Source organism: Paramicrobacterium humi (assembly GCF_900105715.1).
In the GTDB taxonomy this organism is placed as follows: Bacteria; Actinomycetota; Actinomycetes; order Actinomycetales; family Microbacteriaceae; genus Paramicrobacterium; species Paramicrobacterium humi.
On sequence record NZ_FNRY01000001.1, the window covers coordinates 2,874,517 to 2,888,985 of the forward strand.

Consider the following 14,469-nt stretch of genomic DNA (forward strand, 5'->3'; position numbering starts at 1 on the left):
CAGACCGCTCCGTTGTCGCAATGCGCGTCAACGGCGAGCTCAAGGATCTCGCGACGACGGTCACGGACACGGACGACGTTCAGCCGGTCACGATCGACTCGGCGGACGGTCTGAACATCCTGCGGCACTCCGCTGCGCACGTGCTCGCGCAGGCGGTTCAGAACGTGAACCCGGAGGCGAAGCTCGGGATCGGTCCGCCCATCACCGACGGCTTCTACTACGACTTCGACGTCGCCGAGCCGTTCACCCCCGAGGACCTGAAGGCGCTCCAGAAGCACATGGAGCGGATCATCAAGCAGGGGCAGCGCTTCGTGCGTCGCGTCGTCACGGAAGACGAGGCGCGCGCCGAGCTCGCCGACGAGCCCTACAAGATGGAGCTCATCGGCCTCAAGGGTGGTGCAGCCGACGGCGGCGACAACGAGAACGTCGAGGTCGGCGGCGCAGAGCTGACGATCTACGACAACGTCGACCCGAAGACGGGGGAGACGGTGTGGAAGGACCTCTGCCGGGGCCCGCACCTGCCCACCACGCGCCTCATCGGCAACGGCTTCGCTCTCATGCGCGTCGCCGCCGCGTACTGGCGGGGCTCGGAGAAGAACCCGCAGCTTCAGCGCATCTATGGCACCGCGTGGCCCACGAAAGACGAGCTCCGCGCCTACCAGCAGCGGCTCGAGGAAGCGGCCAAGCGCGACCACCGCAAGCTCGGCGCCGAGATGGACCTGTTCAGCTTCCCCGACGAGATCGGCTCGGGCCTCGCGGTGTTCCACCCCAAGGGCGGCATCATCCGCAACGAGATCGAGAGCTTCATGCGGGAGCGGCTCATCGAGAACGACTACGAGCTCGTGAACACGCCGCACATCACGAAGGGCCGGCTGTACGAGATCAGCCAGCACCTGGCGTGGTACAAGGACGGCATGTTCCCGCCCATGCACCTCGATGAGGAAGTCGACGCGGACGGGCACGTGACAAAGCAAGGGCAGGACTACTACCTCAAGCCCATGAACTGCCCCATGCACAACCTGATCTATCGCGCCCGTGGGCGCAGCTACCGGGAGCTCCCGCTTCGGCTCGCCGAGTTCGGGACCGTGTACCGCTACGAGAAGAGCGGGACCCTGTCGGGGCTCACGCGGGTTCGCGGACTCACGCAGGACGACGCTCACATCTACGTCACCGAGGACCAGATCAAGGGTGAGGTCGCCCGCCAGCTCGAGTTCGTGCTCGAGACGCTGCGCGGCTACGGTCTCGACGACTTCTATCTCGAGCTCTCGACGAAGGACCCGGAGAAGTTCGTCGGCAGCGACGAGGCGTGGGAAGAGGCGACCGAGACGCTGCGTCAGGTCGCTCTCGAATCCGGCCTTGAGCTCGTCGACGATCCGGGCGGGGCGGCGTTCTACGGGCCGAAGATCTCCGTTCAGGCTCGGGACGCGATCGGCCGCACCTGGCAGCTGTCCACGGTTCAACTGGACTTCAACCAGCCCGAGCTCTTCGAGCTCGAATACACCGCCGCGGATGGCACACGTCAGCGCCCGGCGATGATCCACCGTGCTCTGCTCGGCTCGATCGAGCGGTTCTTCGCGATCCTGCTCGAGCACTACGCCGGCGCGTTCCCGGTCTGGCTCTCGCCCGTTCAGGTCGTCGGCATCCCCGTCGCGGATGAATTCGCGCCGTACCTCGAAGACGTCGCCTCCCGGCTGCGAGCGCGCGGCGTGCGTGTGGAAGTGGACAGCTCCGACGACCGCATGCAGAAGAAGATTCGCACGCACACGAAGCAGAAGGTTCCGTTCCAGCTCATCGCCGGCGAAGAGGATCGGTCGAACAACTCCGTGAGCTTCCGCTTCCGCGACGGAAGCCAGCTGAACGGCGTTCCCGTCGACGAGGCCATCGAGCGCATCGTGATGAGCATCGCGAGCCATGAACAGGTCGTGAGCGCATGGCAGGAGTGAACGAGACGAACGCAGACGAGACGGTTCACGCCGAGCTTCCGGAGGACTTCCATCTCGCCGGCGTGCCCGACGAGTTCCAGCGCCTGTGGACGCCGCATCGCATGGTTTACATCAACCAGGGGCAGCCGTCCCGCGATGAGTGCCCGTTCTGCATCGGCCCGACCATGACCGATGAAGAATCGCTCATCGTCGCGCGCGGCACACACGCCTTCGTCGTGTGCAACTTGTTCCCTTACAACTCCGGTCATTTGCTCGTGTGCCCCTACCGTCACATTTCGACCTACGATTTGGCGACCCCGGAGGAAGTTGCTGAGATCGGAGAGCTCACGCAGATCGCCATGCGGGTGATCCGCTCCGTATCGGGAAACGACGGGTTCAACCTCGGAATGAACCAGGGCGCCGTCGCCGGAGCGGGAATCGCGGCGCACCTGCACCAGCACATCGTCCCGCGATGGGCGCAGGACGCGAACTTCCTCCCCATCATCGCCAAGACCAAAGCGCTTCCCCAGCTGCTCGGCGAGGTCCGCCAGACCATCGCCGATGCGTGGCCGAAGCCCGACCCCCAAGAGAATGAGCACAATGACTGACAACACCACCCAGGGTGAATTCGGCTCGAACCGCGTGAAGCGCGGACTCGCCGAGATGCTGAAGGGCGGCGTCATCATGGACGTCGTCACGCCCGAACAGGCGCGCATCGCGGAAGACGCGGGAGCCGTCGCCGTGATGGCGCTCGAGCGCGTGCCGGCCGACATCCGTGCGCAGGGCGGCGTCGCGCGCATGAGCGACCCTGACCTGATCGACGCGATCATCGCCGAGGTCTCGATCCCCGTCATGGCGAAAGCCCGCATCGGACACTTCGTCGAGGCCCAGGTCCTCGAAGCTCTCAAGGTCGACTACATCGACGAGTCCGAGGTGCTGAGCCCGGCCGACTATGTGAACCACATCGACAAGTGGAACTTCACCGTTCCCTTCGTCTGCGGCGCCACAAACCTCGGCGAGGCTCTCCGCCGCATCAACGAGGGCGCAGCCATGATCCGCTCCAAGGGCGAAGCCGGCACCGGCGATGTCTCGGAAGCGACGAAGCACATTCGCAAGATCCGCTCCGAGATCCAGGCGCTCACCGCCATGTCGACCGACGAGCTCTACGTCGCGGCAAAAGAGCTTCAGGCGCCCTACGGACTCGTCGCGGAGATCGCCTCGACGGGCAAGCTTCCCGTCGTGCTGTTCACGGCCGGCGGAGTGGCCACCCCGGCGGATGCCGCCATGATGATGCAGCTCGGAGCCGACGGCGTCTTCGTCGGATCCGGCATCTTCAAGTCCGGCAACCCCGAACAGCGCGCCGCGGCGATCGTGAAGGCGACGACGTTCTATGACGACCCCAAGGTCGTCGCGGAAGTCTCCCGAGGTCTCGGCGAGGCCATGGTCGGCATCAACGTCGCCGATCTGCCTGCACCGCACCGTCTCGCCGAGCGTGGCTGGTAGCCCCCGCGTAGGCGTCCTCGCTCTGCAGGGTGACGTGCGCGAGCACGTCACCCTGCTCGAGGGACTCGGCGCCCACGCCGTCCCGGTGCGGCGTCCGAACGAGCTCGACTCGGTTTCGGGACTCGTGATTCCCGGCGGCGAGTCGAGCGTGATGGACAAGCTCAGTCGTCTGTTCGGATTGGCCGAGCCCCTGCGCGCTGCCATCGCGAACGGAATGCCCGTTTACGGCACCTGCGCAGGGCTCATCATGCTCGCCGATCGCATCTCCGACGGCATCCAGGGCCAGCAGAGCCTCGGCGGCCTCGACGTGACCGTGCAGCGCAACGCCTTCGGATCTCAGCTCGACTCGTTCGAGGTCGATCTGGGCGTTCCCGCTCTCGGCGCGGAACCCGTGCATGCGGTATTCATCCGGGCGCCCATCGTCACCGAGATCGGTGACCGCGCAACCGCGCTCGCGTCACTTGAGGACGGGCGCGTGGTCGCGGTCGAGCAGGGCAATCTGCTCGGCACCTCGTTTCATCCGGAGATGTCGGGCGAACGGCGGTTCCACGCCTACTTCCTCAACAAGGTGCGCTCCTCCGCCTGAGCGAACGCAATTCCCGAGCCTGTCTTAGAATGGGCTGTACTTTTCGACACTTCAGTGAGGGAGCACATGTCAGGGCACTCCAAGTGGGCAACGACCAAGCACAAGAAGGCGGTCATCGACCAGCGCCGTGCGAAGTCGTTCGCCAAGCTCATCAAGAACATCGAGGTCGCCGCGAAGATCGGCGGCGCTGACCTCTCGGGCAACCCCACACTGCAGGATGCCGTCCAGAAGGCGAAGAAGACCTCCGTCCCGAACGACAACATCGATCGTGCGATCAAGCGCGGCGCCGGCCTCACCGGCGAGACCATCGACTACACGACGATCATGTACGAGGGCTATGCCGCGAGCGGCGTCGCGTTGCTGATCGAGTGTCTGACCGACAACAAGAACCGCGCGGCCGCCGACGTGCGCACTCTCATGACCCGCAACGGCGGGACGATGGCAGACCCGGGGAGCGTGGCGTACAACTTCGCGCGCAAGGGCGTCGTTGTCGTTCCGCGTGAGGGCACGACCGAAGACGACGTCCTCGCCGCGGTGCTGGACGCGGGCGCTGAAGAGGTCCTGACTGAGGGTGACACCTTCGAGGTCATCACCGAGGCGACGGATCTCGTGCCCGCCCGAACGGCGCTTCAGGATGCCGGAATCGACTACGATTCGGCCGATGTCGCGTTCGTTCCCAACCTCAAGGTCGAGGTCGACGCCGAGACGGCACGCAAGGTGTTCAAGCTCATCGACGCCCTCGAAGAGTCCGACGACGTGCAGAACATCTACAGCAACGTCGACATCAGCGCCGAGGTCCAGGCGCAGCTCGAAGCCGACGACGAGTAGGCTGTGGCGCTCCGCGTCATCGGCATCGACCCGGGCCTGACCCGATGTGGGATCGGCGTTGTCGACGTGCGTCCCAACCGCGAAGCGGCGCTCGTGCACTACGGCGTGATTCGCAGTGCGACGGACGCTGACATCGAGCAGCGCCTGTTGACGATCTCGAACGGTATAGCGGAGATGCTCGACAGCTTCGAGCCGCAAGCGGTAGCCGTCGAGCGCGTGTTCGCGCAGCACAACCTGCGGACCGTGATGGGCACGGCACAAGTCAGCGGCATCGCGCTCGCGTCCGCTGCCGCGCGCGGACTGCGCGTCGGACTCCACACGCCGTCAGAGGTAAAGGCGTCGATCACGGGCTACGGCTCGGCGGAGAAGAAGCAAGTCGCGACGATGGTCGCTCGCATCTTGAAGCTCGCCGAACCGCCGACACCGGCGGACGCGGCGGACGCGCTCGCGCTCGCGCTCTGCCATGCCTGGCGGGTCGGCTCAACGGTGACCGCGGAGGGCCGCCCCGGCCAGACCCCGGCACAGCGAGCGTGGCAGGCGGCGGAGAAGGCCGCACGACGACGCTCTTGAGCGCGTCGCAGCTCTCGCTGTCGGGGGCTCCGCGTAGGGTAGAGACGTGATTTCTTCGGTTCGCGGCACGGTACTCTCGTGCAGCTCCAATTCCGTGGTCGTCGAGGTCGGTGGGGTCGGCCTCGCCATCCAGGTCACGCCGGAGCACGCGCTCGCCCTGCGCGAAGGCGACACCGCCTTCATCCACACGAGCCTCATCGTGCGCGAAGACTCACTGAGCCTGTTCGGGTTCGAGACTCCCGACCAACTGGAGATCTTCCACCTTCTCCTGGGCGTCACCGGCGTTGGACCGAAGTCCGCCATCGGAGTTCTCTCAACGCTCGGCCCCGGTCAGGTCGCCGCGGCGGTCGATGCGGAAGACGACAAACCGTTCCGCAAGGTGAGCGGAATCGGCCCGAAGACGGCGAAGCTCATTGTTGTCTCGCTCGCCGGCAAGGTCAGCACCCTCGCGATGACGGCGGAGACGGCGCCGCCTTCTGAGTCCACGGTCAGTCCGAGCATCGTCGCCGCCCTCACCGGACTCGGCTGGTCGGAGAAGGTCGCGGAGCAGACCGTGTCCGACATCGTCGCCGCGCAGCCCGATCTCGTGGATGCTCCCGTGCAGACGCTCCTGCGACTCGCGCTTGCCCAGCTTGGCCCGGCCAAGGCGACGGGTGGTCGCCGATGAGTTCCTCAGAGCTGACAGCCGGCGAGGCGATCTCGGAGGCGGAACTCGCGTTCGAGGGGGCGCTCCGGCCGCAGAGCCTCACTGAGTTCGTCGGTCAGCCCAAGGTGCGCGGGCAACTGGAGCTGCTGCTCAAGGCCGCCGGCATCCAGCAGCGCACCCCCGACCACATCCTGCTTGCCGGACCTCCCGGGCTCGGCAAGACCACTCTTGCCATGATCGTCGCGCACGAGACCGGGCAGCCGCTTCGCATGTCGAGCGGTCCCGCCATCCAGCACGCGGGCGATCTCGCCGCGGTGCTGTCGAGCCTCGTTCCCGGCGAAGTGCTCTTCATCGACGAGATTCACCGGATGGCACGCTCCGCCGAAGAGATGCTCTATCTCGCGATGGAAGACTTCCGCATCGACATCATGGTGGGCAAGGGCGCTGGAGCGACATCCGTGCCGCTCGACCTCTCGCCGTTCACACTGGTCGGCGCGACGACGCGATCAGGACTTCTGCCGAATCCGCTACGGGATCGCTTCGGGTTCACCGCGCACCTCGAGTTCTACGACGACTCCGATCTCGAGAAGGTCCTGACGCGCGCGGCGCTCATGCTCGACTTCCGCATCGACGGTGACGCAGTCGCGGAGATCGCCGGTCGCTGCCGGGGGACACCGCGCATCGCCAATCGTCTGCTTCGACGCGTCCGCGATTACGTGCTCGTCCACGGCGGCCGCGGAGACGTCGGTGCCGTGCACGCAGCGCTCGAGCTCTACGACGTCGACGAATTGGGACTCGACCGCCTCGACCGCGCTGTCATGATGACCCTCCTGACCCGTTTCGGCGGCGGACCGGTCGGGTTGAACACGCTAGCGGTGTCGGTCGGCGAGGAGTCAGAGACCGTCGAAAGCGTTGTCGAGCCGTTCCTTGTTCGCATCGGTATGATTGCCAGAACACCCCGAGGCCGAATCGCTACGGAGCTCGCGTACCGGCATTTCGGAATCAGTCCTGCACAGGATTCGCTTCCCCTTGATGCCCTATAATCGACTCTGGCCCACCGGCCTCCCCCTACTTAAGCGGTGCTCAGCCGCGGAAAGCCGTGCAATTATATGGACCCGTTGACTATTGCCATGTTGGCCATTCTGGCCGTTCTGATCTTCTTCATGTTCCGGAACGGGCAGAAGCGCAAGCGCGATCAAGAGGCGCTGCGGTCCAAGATGGTTGTCGGCGCTGACGTCATGACCAACTTCGGTCTGTTCGGCACGATTCTTGACATCGACGAGGAGAACAACAAGGTCGAGCTGCAGGCCGGCCCGGGCGTCGTTCTCACCGTGCACCGTCAGACGGTCGCACGCGTCGTCGAGGCCGACGACGCGGTCGCCGACGAGGACGAGCCGGCCGACGACGCTGGCAGCGAACCCGGCGACAGCAAGTCCGACAACGCGTAAGGCTCAGTGGGGCGACGACGTCCTCACGAGAGAAAGCTGAGTACATAGGTGGCATCACGTTCCACGCCGGTACGGAAGGCGACGCGATCGCTGTCCTGGCTCGGCATCCTCACCTTCGCGCTGCTCGCGATTCTCACGGGCGGCGTGCTCTGGGGCGGCGCCTCGTTCGCGCCGAAGCTCGCTCTCGACCTCGAGGGCGGCACGCAGATCATTCTCGAAGCCCAGCTCGACAGCGGTGAGCAGGTCTCTCAGGAGCAGCTGAACCAGGCCGTCTCCATCATCCGTCAGCGTGTTGACGCGTCCGGTGTTTCCGAGGCCGAAGTGACGACAGAGGGCGGCCGGAACATCGTCGTGGCGATTCCCGGGGTCGCGGACGAAGAGACCCGCAATCGCATCGAGGCGACGGCGAAGCTCGACTTCCGCCCCGTGCTGTTCGCGGGCGAACCGGCGAACACGTTCGTCGGCGAAGACGGCCAGTCCACGCCGTACCCGACGCCGGCGGCCACGGTCCCCAACACCCCCACCGCCGTACCGACCGACCCCAGCGACACCAGCTGGATCACCCCGCGCCTCCAGGCCGAGTTCCAGGCGTACGACTGCAAGGCCGACCATGACGCGGCTGTGAAGGCTCCCGCCGACGAGCCGCTCATCGCGTGTGAGGCCGACGGCTCCGCGAAGTACATTCTCGGTCCCGTCGAAGTCGAGGGCAAGGACATCTCTGACGCGACGGCGGGAATGAAGACGACGTCGACGGGCGCCACCACGGGGGAGTGGGTCGTCAACCTCGAGTTCGACAAGAAGGGCACCGCCGCGTTCGCCGAGACGACGAAGCGGCTCACCCCGCTCGACGCACCCCGCAACCAGTTCGCCGTCGTCCTCGACGGTGAAGTCATCACGGCGCCCCGGTCGATGGCCGTGATCACGGACGGGAATTCGCAGATCAGCGGAAGCTTCACCGAAGAGTCGGCAAAGACGCTGGCGAACCAGCTGAAGTACGGCGCACTGCCGATCAGCTTCGGCGTTCAGAGCTCAGACCAGATCTCGGCGACGCTCGGCTCCGCCCAGCTCACGATCGGGTTCATCACGGGCCTCATCGGCCTGCTGCTCGTTGTCGTCTACACGCTGTTCCAGTACCGGCTGCTCGGATTCGTCACGATATTCTCGCTCGCGATCGCGGGAATCCTCACCTACCTGGTCATCGCCATCTTGTCGTGGCGTGAGGGATACCGCCTCTCTCTCGCGGGCATCGCCGGCTTGATCGTCGCGATCGGCTTCACGGCGGACTCCTTCATCGTCTACTTCGAACGCATCAGAGACGAACTCCGCGACGGCCGAGGGCTCGAGTCGGCGGTCGAGGCCGGGTGGAAGCGCGCAAAACGCACGATCTACTCGGCGAAGGGCATCAACCTGCTCGCGGCCGTGGTGCTCTACGTTCTCGCCGTCGGAAATGTCCGCGGGTTCGCGTTCACGCTCGGCGTGACGACGATCCTCGACGTCCTCATCGTCGTGATCTTCACCCACCCGATGCTTCAGCTCTTGGCCCAGACCCGCTTCTTCTCAAGCGGCCACCCCTTGTCCGGCCTCGATCCGAACGCGCTTGGCGCCGTGTATCGGGGTCGCGCCCAGTTCCGCACCCCCGTTGCGGCGAAGCGCTCGAAGATCGCCTCCTCGAGCAGGGAAGCGCAGAAGCGACAGACGATTGCTGAGCGAAAGCACGAGCTCGCCGCGACCGGGTCCTCGAAGAACGAGGAGAAAGACTCCTGATGGCAAGCTTCGTCAATTTCGGAAACGATCTCTACACCGGTAAGCGCTCGGTCAACTTCGTCGGCAACCGGCGGGTGTGGTTCAGCATCGCCGCGTTGCTCGTCATCGCGTCGATTCTTGTTCCCATCTTCAAGGGCGGCTTCAACTTCGGCATCGAGTTCACCGGCGGATCGCAGTTCACGATCTCGGATGCTCACACGACGGATCAGGATCTCGCGACGAAAGCGGTCGCCGAAGTCGTGCCCGACGCGGTCGCGCGCGTCGTGATCGTGGGCGGCTCTGGCGTGCGCGTGCAGACCGACCAGCTGACTCCGGACCAGACGCAGAAGGTGACGCAGAACCTCGCGACCGCGTATGGCGTCGATGAAGCTGATGTGACGACGAACTTCGTCGGCGCCACATGGGGCAATGACGTGACGAAGCAGTCCCTCACCGGTCTCGTCATCTTCCTCGTACTGACCTTCATCATCATGGGCCTGTACTTCAGAACGTGGAAGATGTCGGCCGCGGCTATCATCACGCTCTTCGACGTGCTCATCATCACGCTCGGCATCTACTCCGCGTCGGGCTTCGAGATCACGCCGGCCGCGGTCATCGGCTTCCTGACGATTCTCGGCTACTCGCTCTATGACACTGTCGTGGTGTTCGACAAGATCCGGGAGAACACGCACGAGGACGCTGAGGACTCGCCGCGAACCTTCGCCGAGTCCGTCAACCTCGCGGTGAACCAGACGCTCGTCCGCTCGATCAACACGTCGGTAGTGGCGGCCCTCCCTGTCGCGGCGATTCTCGTGCTCGGGGATCTCGTGCTCGGCGCCGACACTCTGCGCGACATCTCGCTGTCCCTGTTTGTCGGCATTCTGGTCGCGACGTATTCCACGATCTTCGTCGGCGCACCGCTGTACGCGCTGTTCCGCCAGAACGAGCCAGCGATAAAGAAGCGCGACGCCCGAGTGCTCGCCGCTCGCGAGAAGGCCGTGCAGCGCAGCGTTGCCGAGTGACCGGAGGGCTGCTCGGTGAGCAGTATCCTTGAGATCTCAGGGAGGTGATGCGGCCATGACGGAAACGACTCCGCTGCCGTCAGCGTCCCTGCGACGCCTTGTTCCGCGGATCTTCTCCAAGACACAGCCCGCGGGAGCGGTCGATCGGCTCATTCGCACGGTGCGGATGCACCAGCCGAAGGCCGATGTCGGTGTGATCGAGCGCGCGTACACGGTCGCCGAGAAGTCGCATCGAGGACAGTCGCGACGCAGCGGCGAGCCGTATATCACCCACCCGGTGGCCGTCGCCCAGATCCTCGCCGATCTCGGTATCGGCTCGAAGACGATCGCCGCCGCTCTTCTGCACGACACTGTGGAGGACACCGAGTACACGCTCGACGAACTGCGCGCCGACTTCGGTGACGAGATCGCGATGCTCGTGGACGGGGTCACCAAGCTCGACAAGGTCAAGTACGGTGAGGCGGCCCAGGCGGAGACCGTCCGCAAGATGATCGTCGCGATGTCGAAGGACATCCGCGTACTCATCATCAAGCTCGCCGACCGGCTGCACAACGCCCGCACGTGGGGATTCATGCCGCCGGAGAAGGCGGCGAAGAAGGCGACAGAGACACTCGAGATCTACGCCCCGCTCGCACACCGACTCGGCATCCAGGCGATCAAGTGGGAGCTCGAGGACCTGTCGTTCGCTGTACTCCAGCCGAAGATCTACGCCGAGATCGAAAGCCTCGTGAAGCAGCGCACACCGCAGCGCGAGCAGCTCGTGCAGAAGGTCATCGACTCCGTCAACGACGACCTGAAGGCGCAGAAGATCCGAGGAAAGGTCGTCGGCCGACCGAAGCAGTACTACTCGATCTACCAGAAGATGGTCGTGCGCGGCCGCGACTTCGACGACATCTACGACCTTGTCGGCATCCGAGTCCTCGTGAACACGGTCCGCGACTGCTACGCCGTGCTCGGTGCGATCCACGCCAGGTGGACGCCGATTCCGGGCCGCTTCAAGGACTACATCGCGACGCCGAAGTTCAACCTCTACCAGTCGCTGCACACGACGGTGATCGGGCCGGAGGGCAAGTCGGTCGAGATCCAGATCCGCACGCACGAGATGCACCAGCACGCCGAATACGGCGTCGCTGCGCACTGGAAGTACAAAGAGCGGATGAACGGCGCGAAGAGCGCCGGGGGACCGTCGCCCGACACGGATCTCGCGTGGCTCGCGCACATCTCCGACTGGCAGGCGGAGACCGCTGACCCGAGCGAGTTCCTCGACTCGCTTCGCTTCGAGATCGGAGCGAAGGAGGTGTACGTGTTCACCCCGAAGGGCCGGGTCATCGGCCTGCCCTCCGGTGCGACGCCCGTCGATTTCGCGTACGCCGTGCACACGGAGGTCGGTCACCGCACGATGGGCGCTCGTGTCAACGGCCGCCTCGTGCCGTTGGAGACGCAGCTCACGAGCGGCGACGTCGTCGAAGTCTTCACCTCGAAGAACCCGGACTCGGGACCGAGCCAGGACTGGCTGACGTTCGTCAAGAGCCCGAGAGCGCGCAACAAGATCCGCCAGTGGTTCACGAAGGAGCGGCGGGACGAGGCCATCGAGCAGGGCAAGGATGCGATAGCGCGCGCCCTGCGCAAGCAGAACCTTCCGCTCCAGCAGGCCGACTCGCTCAGCGAGGTGGCTTCGCAGCTGCACTACGACGACGTCTCTGCGCTCTACGCCGCCGTCGGCGAAGGACACGTGTCGACCCAATCGGTGCTCGAGAAGGTCGCCGCGGTGCTGCAGGGCGAAGCGGAATCGGATCACCCGGTTCTCGATTTCCCCGTGCGCGGTCGATCACGCCCACGCGCCACGAACAGCGACTCCGGTGTTCTCGTGCGCGGAGCTCCCGACATCCTCGTCAAACTCGCCAAGTGCTGCACTCCCGTGCCCGGCGACGAGATCGTCGGCTTCGTCACGCGAGGCTCCGGCGTCTCCGTGCACCGGTCGGACTGCCACAATGTGCAGACGCTGCTCAAGGAACCCGAGCGCATGATCGACGTGGAGTGGGCGCCATCGTCGAAGAGCCTCTTCCTCGTGCAGATCCAGGTCGAGGCGCTCGACCGTGCCGGGCTCCTGTCCGACATCACCCGGGTGCTCAGCGAGTACCACGTGAACATCCTGTCGGCCACGGTGTCGACGTCGAACGCGCGCCTGGCGATCAGCCGGTTCGTCTTCGAGATGGGCGACACGACGCATCTGGAGCGCGTTCTGAACGCCGTGCGGCGCGTCGAGGCCGTGTATGACGTCTACCGCGTCAACGGAGGCTGAGCCGCGGAGAGCTCCGCGGCGACGTGCGCGAGGTAGTCGAGCGCGCGCACCTTCCCGGGCGCTCGTCCTCGTGCGGCGATCTCGTTCACGCACGCCGTCAGCCTCGCCGGGTCACGTCCGCAGAGCTCGATGACGGCGGACGTGTCGCCGTGCATGCGCTCTGCAGCGAACGCGATATCTCGAATCGTGCGTTCACGCCCGGTGACGCGGACCCGCCCGGCGAGCGTGAGGACATCACGCTCGTCGATGAGCAGCTCACGGAAATGGATGCCGCCGCGGCGGGGCGCCTTCCGTCGCGCATTCCCGCACACATCGATCGGAAGCACGGGCCGCGGCATCGCGCCGAGCACCCAGGCGGCGGAGCGGCCGACGATGATGTCGCCATCGTCGACGGACGCCAGGAGCGCGAGAGCGCGCAGCTCGGGACGGTCGGGTTCATCCACGGGCGAGTAGCCGTCGAACACTTCCCACAGCTGACCGTCGAGCTTCGCCGCGCTCAACACCGCGAGCGGGAGTGTCGGAGCGTGGATCACAGTGGGGAGAAGACGCGGCATTGCCCCATCGTGGCGTAACCGCAGAACAGCGGACGGGAGGATCCCGTCCGCTGTGGACTCTGCTCGCGCGAGCCGAGCCTGTGGAGAATCAGCCGATGGCGTTGAGCCAGAGCTTGCGCGCTTCGAGCGCCTCCTCCGCCTCTGCGATGCGAGCCGCGTCACCCGCCTTCTTCGCCTCATCGAGCTCGGCCTGGAGCTTCTCGATCGCTTCCGTCAGCTGCGACGCGAGACCTTCCGAACGCGCCTTCGTCTCCGGGTTGTTCTTCCGCCAGTGCTCTTCGTCAAGCTTCCGCACGGCCTGCTCGACGCGGCGAAGTCGCTCTTCGACCGACTTGACCTTGTCGCGGGGAACTCGACCGATCTCCTCCCAGCGCTGCTGGATTCCAAGGAGCGTCGACTTCGCCTTGTCGAGATCACTCTCCTCGAGCAGCGGCTCCGCCTCCGTGAGCAGAGCGAGCTTCAATTCGAGATTGGCGCGATACTCTTCGTCGTCTCGCGCATCGATCTCCGCCTTTGCCGCATAGATCGCATCCCCGGCCGCCTTGAACCGCGCCCAGAGCGCATCGTCCTGCTTCTTGCCGGCACGACCGGACTGCTTCCAGTCGTCGAGCAGCTTCCGGTAGCCCGGGATGCCGTCCGCACCCTTCGGCACGAGCGCTTCCGCCTGCTCGATGAGCTGCTGCTTGCGCTGCTTGGCATCCTTGTGCTGGTTGTCGAGGTCGGCGAAGAACGCGCGGCGCTCCTGCTCGATCTGAGTGCGAGCGGTTCGGAAGCGCTTCCACAGCTCGTTCGCCTGCGCCTTGGGGAGCCGCGGACCGTCATGCTGGTGAGCCTGCCACCGTGCGAACAGGTCGGCGACCTGTGCCGTCATCTGCTTCCACTGCACCTTTGCCGGTTCGAGGGCGGCAAGCGACTCTGCTTCCTCGACGATGGCCGTGCGGTAGGCGACGGCCTCGGCGAGGGCCTCCTTCGCCTGCTCCTGCTGCTGCTCCGTGAGCTCGTCGACTGTCGTGTCGAGGGCCGCGACACGAGCGCGCAAGGCGGCGATGTCGCCGACGGCGCGAGGTTCGGCAAGCGCCTCGTTGAGCGACGCGACGCCCTTCGCGACGTCGCCGGCTGCTGCACCGCGCTTGACGCGCTGCTCGAGCAGCGTGACCTGACCGGCCAGATCGACGTATTTGCGCTCGAAGTACGCGAGCGCTTCCTCAGGGGTCCCGTCGGGGAACTGGCCGACCTCGCGCCAGTCATCTCCTTCTCGCACGAACACCGTGCCGGTCTCGTCTGCGCGACCCCACGGTTGTTCTTGTGTTTCTGCCACGTGCCTCTACCTTGTTGTCAGTTCACG

14 protein-coding genes are annotated in these 14,469 nt (G+C 65.5%); 12 read left to right on the forward strand and 2 right to left on the reverse strand.

Annotated elements, in window-relative coordinates:
* Window positions 1-20 precede the first annotated feature (20 nt).
* From thrS to BLV49_RS14310, 12 genes are all read left to right on the forward strand, one after another.
* Window positions 21-1,943 carry a threonine--tRNA ligase gene (thrS, locus tag BLV49_RS14255; protein ID WP_218132669.1) on the forward strand — a complete coding sequence of 641 codons (1,923 nt, stop codon included), beginning with the start codon at window positions 21-23 and terminating at the stop codon, window positions 1,941-1,943.
* Complete coding sequence (locus tag BLV49_RS14260) at window positions 1,931-2,530, forward strand: HIT family protein (protein WP_091185941.1); 600 nt, start codon at window positions 1,931-1,933, stop codon at window positions 2,528-2,530. Before thrS ends, BLV49_RS14260 begins: the two co-directional genes overlap by 13 nt.
* Entirely contained in the window at window positions 2,523-3,425 is a 903-nt protein-coding gene (gene pdxS / locus BLV49_RS14265; RefSeq protein WP_091185944.1) for a pyridoxal 5'-phosphate synthase lyase subunit PdxS, read from the forward strand. The genes BLV49_RS14260 and pdxS overlap by 8 nt, the downstream gene beginning before the upstream one ends.
* Window positions 3,415-4,011, forward strand: coding sequence for a pyridoxal 5'-phosphate synthase glutaminase subunit PdxT (pdxT, locus tag BLV49_RS14270; protein WP_245723669.1), 597 nt, complete (start codon window positions 3,415-3,417; stop codon window positions 4,009-4,011). The genes pdxS and pdxT overlap by 11 nt, the downstream gene beginning before the upstream one ends.
* A gap of 66 nt (window positions 4,012-4,077) precedes the next feature.
* Complete coding sequence (locus BLV49_RS14275; RefSeq protein WP_091185952.1) at window positions 4,078-4,839, forward strand: YebC/PmpR family DNA-binding transcriptional regulator; 762 nt, start codon at window positions 4,078-4,080, stop codon at window positions 4,837-4,839.
* Window positions 4,840-4,842: 3 nt separating this feature from the next.
* Window positions 4,843-5,409 (forward strand): crossover junction endodeoxyribonuclease RuvC, encoded by a 567-nt coding sequence (gene ruvC / locus BLV49_RS14280; RefSeq protein WP_091185956.1) that lies wholly within the window; start codon window positions 4,843-4,845, stop codon window positions 5,407-5,409.
* Between the two features lie 46 nt (window positions 5,410-5,455).
* Window positions 5,456-6,076 (forward strand): Holliday junction branch migration protein RuvA, encoded by a 621-nt coding sequence (ruvA, locus tag BLV49_RS14285; RefSeq protein ID WP_091185961.1) that lies wholly within the window; start codon window positions 5,456-5,458, stop codon window positions 6,074-6,076.
* The gene (gene ruvB / locus BLV49_RS14290; protein ID WP_091185966.1) at window positions 6,073-7,098 is read left to right on the forward strand and encodes a Holliday junction branch migration DNA helicase RuvB; all 1,026 of its coding nucleotides are present in this window, start codon (window positions 6,073-6,075) and stop codon (window positions 7,096-7,098) included. The genes ruvA and ruvB overlap by 4 nt, the downstream gene beginning before the upstream one ends.
* An 87-nt stretch (window positions 7,099-7,185) precedes the next feature.
* Window positions 7,186-7,503, forward strand: coding sequence for a preprotein translocase subunit YajC (locus BLV49_RS14295; protein WP_245723670.1), 318 nt, complete (start codon window positions 7,186-7,188; stop codon window positions 7,501-7,503).
* A 48-nt stretch (window positions 7,504-7,551) separates the two neighbouring features.
* A complete protein-coding gene (gene secD, locus BLV49_RS14300; RefSeq protein WP_091185972.1) occupies window positions 7,552-9,267 on the forward strand; it encodes a protein translocase subunit SecD in 1,716 nt (571 codons plus the stop codon).
* Window positions 9,267-10,268 (forward strand): protein translocase subunit SecF, encoded by a 1,002-nt coding sequence (gene secF / locus BLV49_RS14305; protein ID WP_091185975.1) that lies wholly within the window; start codon window positions 9,267-9,269, stop codon window positions 10,266-10,268. The genes secD and secF overlap by 1 nt, the downstream gene beginning before the upstream one ends.
* A gap of 55 nt (window positions 10,269-10,323) precedes the next feature.
* Window positions 10,324-12,570 (forward strand): RelA/SpoT family protein, encoded by a 2,247-nt coding sequence (locus BLV49_RS14310; RefSeq protein ID WP_091185978.1) that lies wholly within the window; start codon window positions 10,324-10,326, stop codon window positions 12,568-12,570.
* Here the strand turns inward: BLV49_RS14310 and BLV49_RS14315 are convergent.
* Window positions 12,549-13,124, reverse strand: coding sequence for a hypothetical protein (locus BLV49_RS14315; RefSeq protein ID WP_091185983.1), 576 nt, complete (start codon window positions 13,122-13,124; stop codon window positions 12,549-12,551). The two genes, BLV49_RS14310 and BLV49_RS14315, sit on opposite strands and share 22 nt — an antisense overlap.
* 88 nt (window positions 13,125-13,212) lie before the next feature.
* Window positions 13,213-14,442, reverse strand: a complete 1,230-nt coding sequence (locus BLV49_RS14320; RefSeq protein ID WP_176980855.1) for a DUF349 domain-containing protein — start codon at window positions 14,440-14,442, stop codon at window positions 13,213-13,215.
* Window positions 14,443-14,469: the final 27 nt, after the last annotated feature.